Source organism: Cupriavidus sp. 05N39 (assembly GCF_056397325.1).
Map to the genome: position 1 here is coordinate 1 of NZ_JBFTNE010000138.1, position 16,046 is coordinate 16,046.

12 protein-coding genes are annotated in these 16,046 nt (G+C 57.2%); 8 read left to right on the plus strand and 4 right to left on the minus strand.

What is annotated here, in order from left to right; translation table 11 throughout:
- The coding region (locus AC1DN0_RS36920) for a carbonic anhydrase (RefSeq protein ID WP_477146434.1) at positions 1-296 on the minus strand (296 nt) is incomplete at its 3' end.
- Between the two features lie 173 nt (positions 297-469).
- Between AC1DN0_RS36920 and AC1DN0_RS36925 the strand changes: the two genes are divergently transcribed.
- Entirely contained in the window at positions 470-805 is a 336-nt protein-coding gene (locus AC1DN0_RS36925) for a hypothetical protein (protein ID WP_441636093.1), read from the plus strand.
- Positions 806-1,127: 322 nt separating this feature from the next.
- Positions 1,128-1,688 (plus strand): transposase, encoded by a 561-nt coding sequence (locus AC1DN0_RS36930; protein ID WP_441636095.1) that lies wholly within the window; start codon positions 1,128-1,130, stop codon positions 1,686-1,688.
- Between the two features lie 117 nt (positions 1,689-1,805).
- On the opposite strand, the gene AC1DN0_RS36935 is transcribed toward AC1DN0_RS36930, so the two are convergent.
- Complete coding sequence (locus AC1DN0_RS36935) at positions 1,806-2,807, minus strand: hypothetical protein (protein ID WP_441636097.1); 1,002 nt, start codon at positions 2,805-2,807, stop codon at positions 1,806-1,808.
- Positions 2,808-3,656: 849 nt separating this feature from the next.
- Positions 3,657-5,648 (minus strand): MFS transporter, encoded by a 1,992-nt coding sequence (locus AC1DN0_RS36940; protein ID WP_441636099.1) that lies wholly within the window; start codon positions 5,646-5,648, stop codon positions 3,657-3,659.
- Positions 5,649-7,663: 2,015 nt separating this feature from the next.
- Between AC1DN0_RS36940 and AC1DN0_RS36945 the strand changes: the two genes are divergently transcribed.
- The 6 genes from AC1DN0_RS36945 (at position 7,664) to AC1DN0_RS36970 (ending at position 15,688) form a co-directional block, all read left to right on the plus strand.
- Positions 7,664-8,641 (plus strand): hypothetical protein, encoded by a 978-nt coding sequence (locus AC1DN0_RS36945; RefSeq protein ID WP_441636101.1) that lies wholly within the window; start codon positions 7,664-7,666, stop codon positions 8,639-8,641.
- Positions 8,638-9,138 (plus strand): hypothetical protein, encoded by a 501-nt coding sequence (locus AC1DN0_RS36950; protein ID WP_441636103.1) that lies wholly within the window; start codon positions 8,638-8,640, stop codon positions 9,136-9,138. Before AC1DN0_RS36945 ends, AC1DN0_RS36950 begins: the two co-directional genes overlap by 4 nt.
- Before the next feature lie 36 nt (positions 9,139-9,174).
- On the plus strand, positions 9,175-9,921 hold the full coding sequence (locus tag AC1DN0_RS36955) for a hypothetical protein (protein ID WP_441636105.1): 747 nt from the start codon (positions 9,175-9,177) through the stop codon (positions 9,919-9,921).
- Positions 9,922-10,051: 130 nt separating this feature from the next.
- Complete coding sequence (locus AC1DN0_RS36960; RefSeq protein WP_441636107.1) at positions 10,052-10,870, plus strand: SH3 domain-containing C40 family peptidase; 819 nt, start codon at positions 10,052-10,054, stop codon at positions 10,868-10,870.
- A gap of 550 nt (positions 10,871-11,420) precedes the next feature.
- A complete protein-coding gene (locus tag AC1DN0_RS36965; protein ID WP_477146435.1) occupies positions 11,421-13,193 on the plus strand; it encodes a lipase family protein in 1,773 nt (590 codons plus the stop codon).
- A gap of 311 nt (positions 13,194-13,504) precedes the next feature.
- A complete protein-coding gene (locus AC1DN0_RS36970; RefSeq protein ID WP_441636111.1) occupies positions 13,505-15,688 on the plus strand; it encodes a hypothetical protein in 2,184 nt (727 codons plus the stop codon).
- An 82-nt stretch (positions 15,689-15,770) separates the two neighbouring features.
- On the opposite strand, the gene AC1DN0_RS36975 is transcribed toward AC1DN0_RS36970, so the two are convergent.
- The coding region (locus tag AC1DN0_RS36975) for a transposase (RefSeq protein WP_441636113.1) at positions 15,771-16,046 on the minus strand (276 nt) is incomplete at its 5' end.

Sequence of the window (16,046 nt, forward strand, 5' to 3'; positions counted from 1 at the left end):
GAGTGCCCGCAGATCACGATGTCCTGCACGCCCAGGACTGCGACCGCATACTCGACGGTGGCCGAAACGCCACCAGGTTCCGGACCGTAGGACGGCACAATGTTTCCGGCATTGCGAATGACGAACAGTTCTCCCGGCTCACGCTGGGTGAGGAGCTCGGGCACGACCCGACTGTCCGAGCAGGTGACGAACAGCGCCTTCGGATTTTGTGTCGTTGCGAGTTGCTTGAAAAGCTCGACTCGTTGAGGATAGACGTCGCGCTGAAAGCGCAGAAAGCCGTCGATGATGTCACGCATGGCGTCCTCCAGATTCAAATACGGGGGGATACAGGCACGACCGTTCGATACTCCCGTCATGCCGGTGCGCTGCGATTATCGCCGATGTCAAGCTTGAGGCAGCGCTGCTAGGCAGTGCTTTCGCGCCGCCCTCGCCGGCGGCGATTGAAGACGCCATGTCGGGAGGTGCACCGGTGAACGCCGCCGATCTCTTTGCCGTGGTCGTCGAGCAGCTCCGCCTCATTCAGGTCGAGATGCGGACCGGTCCGCTGGAGACCGCCCACGCAGGCGCGTCACGACGAGAGCAAGCGCTAGGTCGAGGCGCTCGAGCGGCAGTTGAAGGCATTGCGTACCCAATTCTCGACAGATCTGGAACGCACCTGCGCCAAAGGGCGGAGCAGGCCTTGCGCGCAGCGAAAATCCGCAAAGAAGACTTCAACATGTACTCGATCAATTCTGACAGGCCGCTCGACCCGACCACTGTGGCCATTCTGGGATCATCGTACTTTGCGTGCGAAATCTGGCGGTGACCGCTCCGAATTCGGCTTGCAGTAAGGCTTTTCGGCCATGAGGGCTACTTGGAGCCAGTAACTTTCCAACTGTTTGATTCTTAACAGATTTCACGGCCAGACCGCCAGATTTTACTGAGATGGACCCGACGCCTCCCTTCGGGGGACACTGTCGGCATCAACCTGACATGTGGAGGTTCATCATGGAAGTCGACATACACGCACGCAAAGTACGATGACCCCTCAATGTGGTGCCAGCAGAGCAGCGGCAACCATCCCGCTCTCGATCAATTGGGCGATGACGCGCTGCGCCGCGCAGTTGTGCACAAGGACGTTAGACTCAATGTCGACTACGCTCCCGGCTCCAGCCCGCATTGACGCGCGCGACTATGAGTGTGCGGCTTCCCCGCAGACCGTTCGGCTGATCCGGCAGATCTCGCCAGCCGGTAAGGTGCGCGTGCTCATCACCAATCTGCTCGACATGCACCGATATCCGGCTGCCACCTTCCGCGATCTCTATCATCAGCGCTGGCGCCTGGAGGAGGCGTTTAAACGTCTCAAACACCGCATGGCTCTCGAACACCTGTCAGGCCTATCGCAGTTGGCTGCCAGGCAGGACTTCGGCGCCAAAATCCTGAGCGACAACCTCCACGCCCTGTGCTGCCTCACCGCCGCGCAGGAATATGAGATTGGCTCGGAGCATCGGATCAACCGTGCCTACGCCATCACCGCCCTCAAACCTGTCCTGTCGGCGGCGCTGCTCGGCTTGCGCTGGGCCAAGGCCGCTCTGAATGAGACCTTGGCCGTGATCGCAACACGTATCCATCGCGTGCGGCCGGATCGCGCCAAGCCTCGTCCGTCTCGCCACAAACCTCATCGACATGCTGCATATAAGGCTTGTTGATGCCTAATTGCTGATGCTTATCTTGGGTGGATTGACCGACCGCCGCCTATCGCAATCACGCAACGGACAAGCCTTGGGTGAAACAAAGACGAGAGCGTCGCACATACCGGGAGAGGGTCACGCCGACTTGGACGCAAACGCGTTGATGATCCTATCCATGAACGAAAATACGAGTTCAATGCCGTAGCCCGCAACGAAAGCAAGTGCCCATGCCGGGAGCGTCTTGAATATGGCGCCACCCACTGCCTCCGGCGTGAGCAGCCATACGGATGCAAAGCCTGCCAGCGCGCCGAGCCCGACTCGGGCGATGTGGTGTATGGAGGAAGAATGCGCCAAGGCGTTTTCCGCGATCTCCCGCGTCATTTTTCGCAGGATGTAGGCTTGAGCACCGAGCCAGCCCAGCAGGAGCGGAAGGTAGACGCCGCTTAGACGGGCTGCTACCGCTTGCGCGGCTAGGATCTTCTCGCCCGCTGAGCTAGGCGGGTTCATTGTACCATCATCAATTTTGGAGCAAAGAATACTGAAAAGGAAGTTAGCTTCTTTCTCACACGGTAGTTGAGACCAATTCCAGAGACGCGTAACCAGTATCTCCTGTTCAATGCGATTACGGAGCAGCGCTTCCGGTTTGCCGGCATGCGCCGCCTTGTCCGCTGTGCGCTCGCTGTCCCCAAGTTCCGCATATTTTTGCAATCCGGTCGCGCCTACCGCGTTATAGCCGAGCGTGACGCCGGTAGCGAGTAACACAAACACGAAGATGAATACATTGATATAGCGCCCAAGTGTCAGTTTGTTCCACTCACGACGCCCTTCACGCGAAAACAGGCTCATAAGCTCGGGTAGCCTAGTCTTTGATGCCTCCAGCGTATCCACGGTAACGGGCGCCGTCCTGACGGTCAATGCCTCGTACGCTTTGAAGAATGCCTGCTCATCTTCGATGCACTGCGTCCCTGCAGCAATGGACTTTGCCGTTTTTAAGAGAGGGTCACGGATTTCGCTCTCTATAGCCTTGGCATTTGCAGCGGCGAATGCGAGCAGCTTGCGTGCATCCTCGACCAGCGAAACCAGGTGTTGTTGATAGGCCTGCTGTCGGTCTTCCTGGCTGTTGTTTTGAGTGGCCATCGTAGCTGCCTTTTTTCTGTTTTTGCGCAACGCTCGAACGCTAGCGATGCACGGGAAGTCTCGCTTCCGCCACAGTGAAGTCCGGGTTGGAGGTGTGTCGGTTTTCATACGATCTCTACAGGTCCGCTCAGGTCGCTCAGTGTCATGCGGGTCAGATCTCTCTTGAAATTGCCGTGCCGCCGGGGATGGCGGTCAAGCCATCGAAAAGGGTTGAAGACCACGGTGGTGGTGTTGCCAATACCGCCACCGCGTGGCGCAGGATCGGCGGGACAGCAAGGGAGGGCCAGCTAGGGAGAGCTGCCACATCGCATCTCCTCAGCTAACTATTGACGGCGGCGACGCTCAAGCACCGCTCCGGAGGTCATGCCCTTCGGTCAAAGTCTAGAGGGCGGTCCCGCGCCGCGCCCGCGCCCCAACGAGGGGAATATATGCTTGCACGCAATACCTGAAGACGAACGTGCGATGGCGCACATATTTATGGCACTTTCGCGAACCGTGCCAGCACCGCTACTAGCATTATCCGGGCGCCGTGCTTTGATGCTCCACACACTATATCGAATTCGATACCGCCTATACCCTTATAGCCAGGAATACGCAACAGACCCCAAACAACTCAACTTCCTGCGCACAAAGACGGACGAACGTGACATTGCGTTTCTTCGAACCGGCGTAGGGCGGGCAACGTACCCCGTGAATCAGCGTCGCGAATCGGTAACGCTCGCCCCGCTCGGCGTACAGTGGGAAGCCGAATCGGCGGAAACAGCCGGTAAAACGGAAGGAAGCGTCCACGTAGACCACGCTTCGTAGTCCGCGCGCGACAGGCATGCGGGAAACGGGTTTCTGGCAGCCCTATTCAGGCTGCGGTCTCGTGTTCCCGGCGCGCAGCCCACCCTGCATAAGCGGTAGCGGCTCCGCATCTGCCTTTCTTTCGCGCCACGCACGCAGTGTGCCAAGCGCGACCGAGTGGCGAATGTAGCGGTGCCAGACGAATGCCAGATCAAAGATCAAAATTGCAAGCCACCACGCGTAGAGAAACAACGCACCGGCGAGAACCACGGGCCAGAACGGCTGGTCCGCAGCATCCCACATACGCACAGTGACGATTGCTCCGACCAGCAGGGCGCCAATCAATACCAGGAGGCGGCGGCCCACACGTGGCCGGCGTGGCACCAACCATCCGCTGACGGCGATACAGGCGCCAGCCGCGATGAAGGCCAGTTTTCTGGCGCCGTCGCTGGGCGAAACGATCCACCCGATTATGTGCGCAGAGGGTGGGGACAGAAACTGCGCAACGTCCGTCGGCAGGAAGAGCCAGCAGATTGCCGCGCCAAGCGCGAACATGCCAAGCGAAAGTAGCCGCCACCGGAGCCACGCGCTGGTTCGCTTGCCCTTTGCCTTGACAAGCCTCGGTAGACGCGCGGCGGCTGTTGCCCCCATCAACAGGCAGGCAAGCGCGAACACCGAGCGAGTCAGGAATTCACTGACGGGCTGCGGCGTTTCTGGCTTTGACACGGGCGCCAGTGCCTTGTAGAGGACAAAAACGGCAAGCAAATGCAGGGAAAAACTGAGCAGATATGGAACGCCCGTACTGACGAAGCTTCTCAGGGGCCGAGACTTCGGTCCTTTGACATCCTTGCCGAGCACAACGTTATCGATGAAATGGCCGAACACCTCCTTGTCCGTCCAGTAGTCCGTATGCGCCTTGCCCGGCAGCCAATAGCGGCTGAAGCCATAGTCGTGGGACTCATCAAACTCGAAAGCCTCGCAATCCTTCAGTTTCATATACTCGCGCGCAGTATCGAGTTCGAACCCTACCGGATCTCCGAAATCGTAGTAATTGCGCCATTTGATAGGCTGGGGAAGTTCCAGCGTGGTGCCGTCCTGACGTTCCAGAAGAACGCCTTTATTTTGCCGATGGCATTTGATCTGCATGTTTTCCCACAGCTTCGGCCAGAGCAGAATGTGCTTGTGGATGGGAGACCCTATCGTCATGAATCCGCGTAGACAGCCGATCCAGGTTGTCCCCACCGCGTGATCATTATCGTCGGGATTGCGCCTGGATACGGCGGACAATGCCTCCAGTATGCCGAGGAAACTGATGACAGTGCCTTCGCTGTGCGCCACGATATACAACTCCGGTAGATTGCCAGTCCGCTCTTTGCCCCGCGCGACAATCTGCTGCATCACGTTATGAAAGCGGCAGATAATGACCTCGCGCTGATACTGGAAATCGGCGACAAGTTGAACGTCGCCGACATAATCCCGCAGAACGGGGCCGAGGTCGAATTTGAAGAACCCGGCCTTTTCTGCAACGAAGAGCAGGTTCTGCATCACGGCGACGGTCTCGACCATCTCGTCTACCACGCCGGCAACGAGGGTGAAATCAGCGGGTTCAAGCTTGCCTTGCCTCACGTCGCGCATGTACGCCGCCTGTACACGGCTCACAATCGACAAGCCCCACGCTTTGCCCTCTTCCAATTTGTCTTCTTCCTTGACCACTTTGCGGGGGATGTCCGCCCAATAGACTTCGCCAAAGCTCAGCGACGAGTAAAGCGCATGCAAGTCATTGGCGGCCGTCGATGCGCCGCCATTGCGTTCGGGCAAATCGAGTTGCCTGACATCGATCTGCCCGACGCCTGCAATATCAAAATAGCCGAGTGGCATAACCGGTAGCGCTGGAGCGTAGCGCGCGCCAAATTGACTGGCCACGGATCTTACGGTGTCACTTCGCAACTGACTGCCGATGCCGTGGATCGCAACGACGATCTTTTGCGTGCAAGAAGCGTTCGGATTTTCGCCCGCCGTCGAATCTCCAGCCGGGACGGAGGTTGGGGTATTCATGTCGCATCTCCGCTATCGTGAATCACGGAAGGATGTCGGGCCTTATGCGACGAGACAAGACCCACCAAGACTCATTAACAATAGCGCCAGCGTGGCGGATTTCACTCGTCCAGAAGTCGTATACGGTTGCTTTGCGAATTTAGATATATCTGATGTAAAGGTAATTTAAATCACAAGCCCGCGCGGCGCAATGTCGACTGTCTCTGAGCGAGTTGCAGGCCGCGAAGGGAGAGGCGTTGCTGGCGCTTCTGCTGCGAGGCGGTGCCGACATCGCAGGCCGATCGCACAGAAGGCAGTTCATGTTCACGCCAAATATCGGCGCAATTGTCGGTGACGGCATCGCGTTTGACGGATATCTGGACTGTATCGCAACCTCCTGAACGTCGCAGGGTGTGTGACGAACGTAGACGAGACCTTGCGTTCGTGACACACTCGGGCCGCCCCTCAATTGAGATTTATGAGGCAGTCCCTGCTTGGCAGGCAGCGGGGGCAGTCGTCCGACGTCAGCCGAAGGTGGTCGGCAAGCAGTTCGTCAAACGGCAGAAAATGGCCTGACGGCCTCGGCACGCGCACAATCTGCAGCAGATCCGGGCCGCCGTGCTCAATAACCAGCTCCCAATTTACCGATTAGGTTTAGCGCGGTCGCAGTGGTCTTCGTCAACAAATGTAATTTTTTAACTCTTTTGCTCCACCAAAAGTACTACCTCAATCGGGTGAAATTTTACCTCTGCGTCCTGCTCGTTTGTGGCTTTTTGGATGCTGTGGCTTCGCCAGGATGACAATCCTATTGGGACACTACACTATTCCTTTCATTGCAGAATAGTTAGGAAGGAAAAGTTGAGGAACGAGGACGTGCGCTCCGGCTATTCCGCTACGCTTGCAGTGCAATAAAGTGCCGGTTGCTAATGACGTCARAACGGAGATCGAGGCCGTGGCGCTTTAGCGCGTGGCCTGCCAGCCTCACGCTGCGAGGCATGAATCGAGACCATAGTGTGGTGGAAGAACACCTCGAATCGATGTTTTGGGATGTCGGCCGGCACATCGTGTGAAGTCCAACAGCGGTAGCATTGATTGAGCTGCGTCCTACCTAATGCCAAATGGGACCGGTGGTGAGGATGCCCCTATCCAGGCGCCCGCAGTATGGAAGCCTATACCTTCCGACTACCAAGGACGGGGTCACCCGGTGGCCATGACCGACTAAGAGGTCCCTCGCCGTTGCCACAAGTGGCTGCTCGGGACACGGCTCCCAGCTTTCCTCGCCCATCCAATCCCGGGCCGACGCACTCATGTCGATCGCAGCCAAAGTGGTCCGGACCTTGCGGGCTTCCGCACGCAGCGCGGACGCCCCCTCGTTGGCTGCTCCGAGATGCCTCCTACATATCCAGTCGGCCGTGCTCAACGACCGGCTCCGGCCGCACGTTGAACAGCTATCCCTCCATCGCCGCGGCAGACGATCGCCGCCTTGCCGCATAGGAAGCCCACGGTCTAGCGCGGTTTCCTACCCACGGACCAGAATGAAAGCGGCCCACTGATTGCGTGGGTGCCCCACGAATGGGGCTTGTCGATGTGTGTAGTAAGAGAAATTAAAGACTGTCTTAAACAAATCGCATAGATCTTTTGGGTGATAACAAGACGGGCCGGGATCGCCTTGACTATGGGTTAGGGTCGGCGTCTTTCCGGCCCAGCGATCGCCTACTACACGTACTCTAGAAGAAGAATAGGAGGCCATATGGCGACTGATAGCCAGGCGAAGTCGACCTCCTTGCGCCAGATTGTGGCGACGGTCGATAAGGTGGTTGCAATCACGGCCAGACGGGTTGGTGTTGAGCCGAGCCCGGGACCGTCATTGCCCGCTGGGATGTCGTGGGACACGTCTTGCGTGACACCGCTCTGCCCCAGACGAAGGCGTTGCGCGCGATTCCGTATTCGGCTTGTCATTGCCTCCCTTTAAGAGGGAGGTCGGACAGCGCCCACGGCCCGCACTTCTTGAGCCGCAGGGACCTGTAAGGAGACCTATGATGTGGGTAGTGAGCATGCCGTTCACTTTGGCATCGATGGGGGCTCCCAAGCGTATCGTCACTGGGTTGATAGCATGCACGCTGCTATCCATCGGCGGGTGCGCTTCGCCACCCGATGCAAGTCGCCTAGTAAAAGCCAGTGCGGAACTACGCACCGGTGTCATACAGACTGGAACTCTGATTGCTGCCGATCTCGAGCAGGCTGGCGAAGACGATCGTGCGAAGAAGCTGCGGGCTGAGTGGAAGCAGCCAGTTCAATCGGCGACGGCGATGATGCAGTACAGCGAGTCGCTGGAACAGATCGTGAGCGCTGGAAAGGAGGGAAGCGGTGCCGCTCAAGCGGTCGCCCGTGCTGGCGAGCGACTGGCACAGGGCGTAGGCATAGTCCTGCCGCAAGCGATGGGGGTGGCAGTCATGACCGACGCAGCTGCATTTATCTATGGCAACATCGCCGCGGCCCGTGCGAAGTCCTCGCTAAAGGAGGTATTGACGGCCATGCAGCCCGCAGTGGAGCGCATTGCATCCGAGGTGGACAAGCAGCTTGTCGAGATCGGCACGTTACCGCCTCTGGCATACCGAGCCCGTAGGCTTAAGCTGGCACTGCAACAGGAATATCAGGATGACACAGGGTACCTCAAATACCTAGAGTCCACTCGTCGCAAACTCTATAGACCGATGAAGTCGCCGAATGAGAAGGTACCGCCGAATGAGAAGGAAATTGAGCGGATCGACCGAGTTGAGCAAATCGTGAAAGTAAAGCTTGCCCCTATGTATGCGGAACAACAGGCCAACGCCGAGCGGCTGAAGCAAGAACTGGAACTTGTGGCCAACGTCAGGCAGGCGATCGTTGACTGGGCGGACGGCCATCGCGCGTTGCTGCGCGCGGTGGCCAGCGGGGGTGCCGTGGATCCGGCCGCGTTGGAGGCATCCATGGTCAACATTCGGCGTTTGATAATCGCAGTGAGGTCTCAATGAACGAGAGTCAGAATGATCCAAGCGAGGATGAGTGGACCGCCAAGTTGCGCATGGTGCTTGACGACGCAAAAAAGGCGGCTCAAGACGACGACCTTGGCCCCCGCCTAGAAGTTGTTGATCGGCTCACCGATTTCATCGAAGAGTCGTTTCCAAACGATGCACGCGTCCATGCGTTAGACAATATTGCAGCGCAAGCGGCTACAGGCTTGCTTGAGCAAACCATAGAGAAGCGTTTACAAAATATTGCCGCGCGTAACGTGGAGCTTGCGCGGCTAAATAAGACATTCGAGGCGGCCACCGCGAGTGCACAAGAGGAGGCAGCGACACTTCGTCTGGGGCGGGTGCGCTCAGTGCTAACCGTACTCGACCAGGGGCTGAGCGCCATCAAGGATTTGCGCGATGTTCTAAAGACCGGGACCGACAGGGAACTGACAGCCTCACTCGACAAGGCACTTGGCGCGATTCAAGACGTGCGTGCCCAATTGCAACGGCAGTAGGCCACTGCGGCGAGTCAATAAATCGGAGGTAATCCGGTGAAGCTCAATCTTCTTCCTGCAATAGTTGATCCCGCCCCCATCGAGACGCTAGGCGAGCCGGATCTCAAGGAACTTCAACTCGCGCTTGCGATACTAGGCTATCCAGTGGGTGCTATCGATGGTTTGATCGGACCGAAGACCCGGACGGCCTGGGCGGAGTTCAAGACTGACGTGTTCGAAGGCAAGCCTGGCTGGATAGGGCCGGGTTCCGTCAAGGCGCTCGAGGAAAAGCTCGCAGGCTTGACCGTCGAGGGGCATGACCTATCCACGCGTGAAGAAACGATCGAGGCCATTCGTTCGGAATGCCTTGCACAAGGCATTGGTTCACCGGAGCAGGCCGCATACATCGTGGCTACCGTCGAATGGGAGACGGCGAAGACCTTCCGGCCAGTGCGAGAGGCGTTTTGGCTGAGCGAAAGCTGGCGTAAAAAGAACCTGCGGTACTTCCCCTATTATGGGCGCGGCTACGTCCAGCTCACCTGGAAGAACAACTACGAGCGGTACAGCGAGCTCCTTGCGATCGACATGGTCGAGGATCCCGATTTGGCGTTGAACGCCGCGAGTGCACTGTTCATATTGTGCCACGGCTTCAAGACCGGAGCATTTACCGGACACAAAATTACTGAGTACATCCACGGTAGTACGGCAGATTTCGCGAATGCGCGGCGGTGTATCAATGGAACCGATCATGCATCGGATATTGCCCGCCTCGCCGATCACTACCTTTTCCAATTTTCCGGTTGAGCGAGACAGGCGGCCTGCAATGAAATAGTCGCCGGCATTGCGCCTGGCGCTTTCGTGAGGTTAATTTCGATGCTGCGGCGCAGTGCGCACCCTTGTAGCACCTCTGCCGTGTACAAATGGAGGCTATTCCATGAAAAGATACGTAGATGTGGAAGCGCTAAACTTACGTTCCGAGCCTGAGGTTGCGCCGGCGAATCGCATGGCGGTGTTACATCTTGGTCAGCGAGTGGATGTTGTTGATGAAACCGGCAATGGATGGCTGCGGGTCGACGTGAATCAAGAAGGGCAAGTAACTCTGAATGGCTTCGTAAAGCAGGAAATCGCTGCTCAGCCTGCCACTGGCTTTGTGCCGAAAGCCTCTCTGCGAGATCCRGTGTCGGAGGGGCGCGAAGCGCTCGTCGAGCAAGCAATCAAGGAGTGGATTCGGTTCAGGCGCGGGCAGGGGCAGGAGAACGTCAGTCCGTTCTTCAAGTACATTGGCGACATGTGGGCGGCCATCGGACAGAACTTGGACGGCAAGGATACGGATATCCCATGGTCGGCGGCCGCTATCTCGTTCATGGTGAGAAACGCGTCGCAATCAGCGGTAAAATACAAGAACTTCAAATTCGCGTCAGCGCACTCGCGATACATTCACGACGCCATCGTCAAAAACAAGGCTCAGTCACAGGACGCACCATTCTGGGGAAAGCAGATTTTTGACGGAATTCCTCAAGTTGGCGACGTCGTCGGAAAATGGAGGGAGAATCCTCGCACTTTCGAGGATGCGGAGCATTCGGACTCGTTCAAGAGCCACACGGACATTGTGGTCAGCGTAAGTCCGGATTTCGTCTTAGCCGTTGGCGGCAACGTTAGCAATTCCGTCGGCCTCTCGCGCTATGAGAAGGAGCCTTCTGGCCATCTTTCGAAGAGTGGTGGTGTTATCGTGCTAATGGAGAATCGGACATGAGCTTCCCGGGGGTACGCTGGCGTCCGTTCGCTTTACAATGATTAAGATTGAGCTGGTTATTGAGCGCAGTGGTCCGGATCCGAAGCAAACCGCGCGCGTACCGAGGCCGCCAAGACATCTGCTGTCGCTTGACGCATGCCGATAGCTGTAACCGTAGTTTACGATGAAGTGCCGGTTGCTATTGATAAAGGAGGACCGCGCCAAAGGGGGGCGTTGCAGTGATCATCGCTTCCAGAATGCGAGGCCATGCCGTTTGACGTCTTGAGGGGTATGGTTTCTGGCACTGGATGGGAGCGCCGGCAGYGTTTTGGCAGGCCATGTTCGAGACGACAGTTTGATTGCCTGACTCAAGCTTCTCCACCGTCATCGGCAATCAGGCATGGCGTCTTGGACGCGTCCTAGCTGCCAGCTACCACCAACTTGGTATCGACCGTCGCCTGACTCGCGATAGGCGCGCCAGGAACTGGCCATTTCGGGGGCAGCTTGCGCTGCTACGACGACTTCGGCGATCGCCCGTATAACGCGCAGGCAGGTCGAGTTGGAGGTGAAGATGCCGAACCATCAAGAGAATCAAGAGCCCAAACGCGATCTGATCGTGGCGCTGCACGCCGCGGGTAGCTCACCCAGAAAGCTGCGGTACGTTTGCGACACCGTGCGTGAAGCGTGGCAGAAGCGTGACAAGCCCGAGCCGATTATTCTCGCACCGGCGTTGCCTGTGGGCATGTTTTCATTTGTCGAACCATGCGAATTGACAAAGACGATCATCGCGATGATAGACCGTATCTGGCAAGCGGAAGGCGATTGTATCGGGGAAATCGTACTCATAGGTCATAGTATGGGAGCGTTGCTGGCGAGAAAAGCCTATATCTATGCGTGCGGTGAATGCGACGGTGTTCCTCTAGAGTATGGGAAGGACTGCGCGGAAGCACGCCCATGGGCATCGCGGGTCAGCCGGATCGTACTGATCGCGGCAATGAATCGCGGATGGTCAATCTCGTCTCATCTCTCACTAGTGAATGCCGTCAAGTGGAAACTCGGCATTCTGATGGGAAACATCCTGACGGCGGCGAGGCTAGGAAGAAAGCGACCGCTGGTATTTTCGGTGCATCGAGGCGCACCGTTTCTCACACAGTTGCGCCTTCAATGGATGGCCATGCGTAGACGCGCCGGGGCCGAGTCACTCGGCTCCGCCGTCACGGTTCAGTTGCTTGGATCGATTGACGACATCGTTTCTCCTCAGGACAATATCGATCTGGTCGCAGGCGAGGATTTCTTCTATCTCGACGTGCCTCAGTCCGGCCATGTGGATGTTATTACGGCCGACGACACCCCCGTGGGCCGCCGGCGGCGCAGGGTCATTGCCACGGCTGCCACCGCATCGCGCGAGCAACTCGATCGCCTGTCGATTCTGCCTAGTGATCACGGATTGCCCAAACCGGACGAATCGGTCACTGATGTCGTGTTTGTCATTCACGGCATTCGCGACGAGGGGTTCTGGACCCAGAAAATCGCTCGCCGGGTGGTCGCATTGGCGCGCGAACGAAACCGGCAACGTGACCGCGGACGGGCGATGGCGATGCTATCGCAGAAGAGGATCGTCAAAACCGAGACGTCCACATACGGCTATTTCGCGATGCTGCCGTTTCTCTTGCCGAACGTGCGTAAGCGCCGTGTCGAATGGTTAATGGATCGCTACGCGGAGAACAAGGCGCTTTATCCAAAGGCGGATTTTTCCTACGTCGGACATAGCCACGGAACTTACATGCTTGCCAAGGCGCTGGAGACCTATCCGAGCGTACGCTTCAAGAACATCGCATTTGCGGGTAGCGTGGTTCGGACGGACTACGATTGGGCGCGGTTGATCAGATCTGGTCGTGTAGAGCGCGTGCTGAACTTCGTGGCTACGGYTGACTGGGTCGTGGCCATCTTTCCTCGCACCTTTCAAGTCCTCCGTTGGCAGGATCTCGGCAGCGCCGGCCATGACGGATTTTTGGAGATGGATAACAGCGGTGGTCTATTCCAGTCGGAGTTTGTACGAGGCTGTCATTCTGCCGCGCTAGACGAAAAGAATTGGCGAAGTATCGCGCGCTTTGTGTTGGACGGTACACAACCTCAAAGGGAGGCGCTGGCGATGAGACGTTTCTGGCCGATAGCCTTGGCTGGGCGCGTTGCACCGATCCTGGTTCTCGGAGGTGTGTGTTTGGTCGCTTTTGTTGGAATGAATATTCTCGGGCCCGTCACAGGAATCTGGAATCAATCGGGCCGTGTGGTCGCATTTGCATTGTACGTATTTTTTCTCTGGAAAGTCCTAACGTGGCTTTAACCAAGATAAAACTCAATGAATCCAGTGTCACTGGTTGTTCGGCTAGTGTGGAAAATTGTCCAGCCAATTATTGGAACCTTCGTTCTCGCCGACGGAACCTGAAGCGGTGGGAATACTATAATAAACGGCTACGATAATGATAATTTATTTATCCAGGCTCGGTTCGATGTCTTGGTAAATCAGTTTCGCCTATTAACACTTCTTTATTTGGTTCACATGTGGATCAATTTGACGGGATGGAAAAATCGTCGTGGTGCTGACTGTACTTACATTGAGCTTTGACGCATGTGCTTACCAGAGGGGAGAAACGCATGAGTGTGCAACCTATAGTGGCTAAGGAGGGGGAGGTACACCACACGAGGAAAATTCGGTATTGGCTGACATTTTTGGCATTCTGTGCTGCGGCTGCAGTGCTGGCAGTGATACAGGGCTGTAGTCCATTCACCGGCTGGATAGCCAATAAAGTTTATCCTGATCTCGTGGAGCCGCAAGAGACGGAGGCTCCATCGACGTTTTCCGTCTATCTCCCGTCCAGCGCAACCGAAGCCGTTCTCGGTGGGAGTGGCCGGGGATTGAACTGTTCGATTCCGCCACTCGCTGGCCCGGCCTTCGAACGCGAAAAGGATCATGCTCCTGTTAGCCTACGCTTCCGCCAAGCCTGCGTCATGCACGACTTCTGCTACCGCCACGGCTATGCCACTTATGGCTATTCGCAGGCTGACTGCGACACTATGCTGCAGGAATCCGCCTATCGCTTGTGTCGACAAATCAATGACCCGAATAAGTCAAAGGTCTCCGAATCCAGCCAGGCGAGCGACGACGCCTTTGCCGACTGCGAAACGCAGGCCAAGAAGGTTTTGCTCGGTGTTGTGCTTGGGGGAGCCGGCTCCTATCAGCCCGCTGGGCGCTCTACCTACTTCGAGTACGATCCTATGCCGGCACGCGCCGATAACTATGTGGTTGGCCGAGCCGTCCCGCAGAGTATGAACGCCCCGACTGTCGAAGACCTTGGCATTCGCACGTTCTTCATCAAGCGAAATATGGTGGAAGTGAAGGCGCTGGTTACGAGCCGGTCGGAGGCGACTACGCTGAAGGGCCAAGGCACTGCGCCTGTGCCGTTTCCAGAACGACGGATCGCTACGCCGCCGGTCTTGTTGGATGTCAAGGGCTTTCCAAGCCTCGTCTCGTTGGCGAGAGACTCCTTTGGTGATACCAGTCTCAAGGCATTTTCCTTTGACGATATGCAGAATGGTCCGCGCGACTGTTGGGATGGAGATGCAGGTCGCTGCAAAAGCGCATCGGACACCTCCGTGCACAAACTCGCAAACGTCGACGGCAAGGCCATTCTGGTATCACTAGACCACCGGGGCTCCCTTGCAAACGGGGAAAAGGGGATAGCGGTCACGATCGTGCAGCGGAACCTGGGTGGGCAATTGAAGATGCTGGACTATGCCCTGAACGGCACATTGCCGATGTACAACACTTATCGTTTCCTGTCGCACGATCTGCTGCTTGAGAAGGACTGGCTTGGTCAAGCCACACACGTCTGGACTTTGGCACGGGGCGTAGGTATCGATCGCTCCGGTTCGCACTACATGAACGACAAGACCGGCAGCGACTATCAGATGCGTCTGGTGGTGGCGCGTCAGGCCCTGGGCAACGACGGTACTGGCAAGACCGTCCGGTTCTCGCTCGACGCCAAGGAAACTGACGAACCGCTCTCGCTCGTTCGCCTGGGGCACGAGGCGGGCACGGCACTAATTGGACTGAGCTGGGACGAGGTCGACCTGACTCGGGTGGAGAATGGAAAGACACCGGAAAACCCGCCACAACTGAAGGTATGGAGAATGCCGCTTTCTGGGGCGGCACCACACCCGAAGCCTGAGGTACTCCCTCTTCTGGTCTCCGCAGAGGAGGGGTTCGTTGACATGGCGCCCATCGTCGCTCGCGTCAGCGGAAAAGATGCGGCGCTCCTCATTCTTGCCAAAGTGAGTGATGGCCTCGAGGCGTCGAAAACAGGCAAGGGGCAATTCGGTGTACCAGAGCCGGTGACCGGTCTTACGGTCAGATTCCAGATCGATGGGCTGGAGAGCCATTCGGGCTCAGCACTGCAAATGCGGCCGTGGATACGACTAAGTTGCGCGCTCGATCTGAGCGAGCAACTGAACGCAGCGACGAACATCAGACAACGTGCCTATCGGTCAATTGGTGAGAACCCCGACACGTATGAAAGTGACCGGTCCCACAATGTTTATAAAAGAGTTAGGGAGATTGGAATGAAAGATCTCGCAAACCGATGGAAGATGAGCCAGTTGATCGCCTCCGAGCAACCACTAAATGGGCCAGATACCGCATTGGCGCTAACACTCGTCTTTAACGGCTTTCCTGACCAGTCGTTCCAGGTGCTACTGCGCAACTCGCAAGCGGGGCTGGAGCACATCAAGACCATCTCTGGCGGCAGATTTCTTAGAAGTTGCGCCGTCGAAGGGGCATAGGGAGAGCGGTGTGCAGGGTCTGCGGAGATCGGCTCGCTTTAACCGGATCCACGAGCTATTGATCCTTGTATAAATGATGACATCACCACAACTCGGCCTGCTTCCAGCACGCGGCAATGATGCTAGCGCGTTGCTGTGCGCTGCGCAGCCGATTGCGGGCGGTCGTTTTGAGTTCGGTGAGCGAGTGTGGACAGAAGTTGGCCAGGGCGTGGCGCTTGAGCCAGGCCCAGAGATACTCCACTGGATTCAGGTCCGGGCTGTAGGGCGGGACAAAGGCCATCTGCACTGCCCCACCAGTGCTATCGAGGTAGTCGCGCACGATGCGACTCTTGTGCTGCGCTGCGCCGTCCCAGATGAT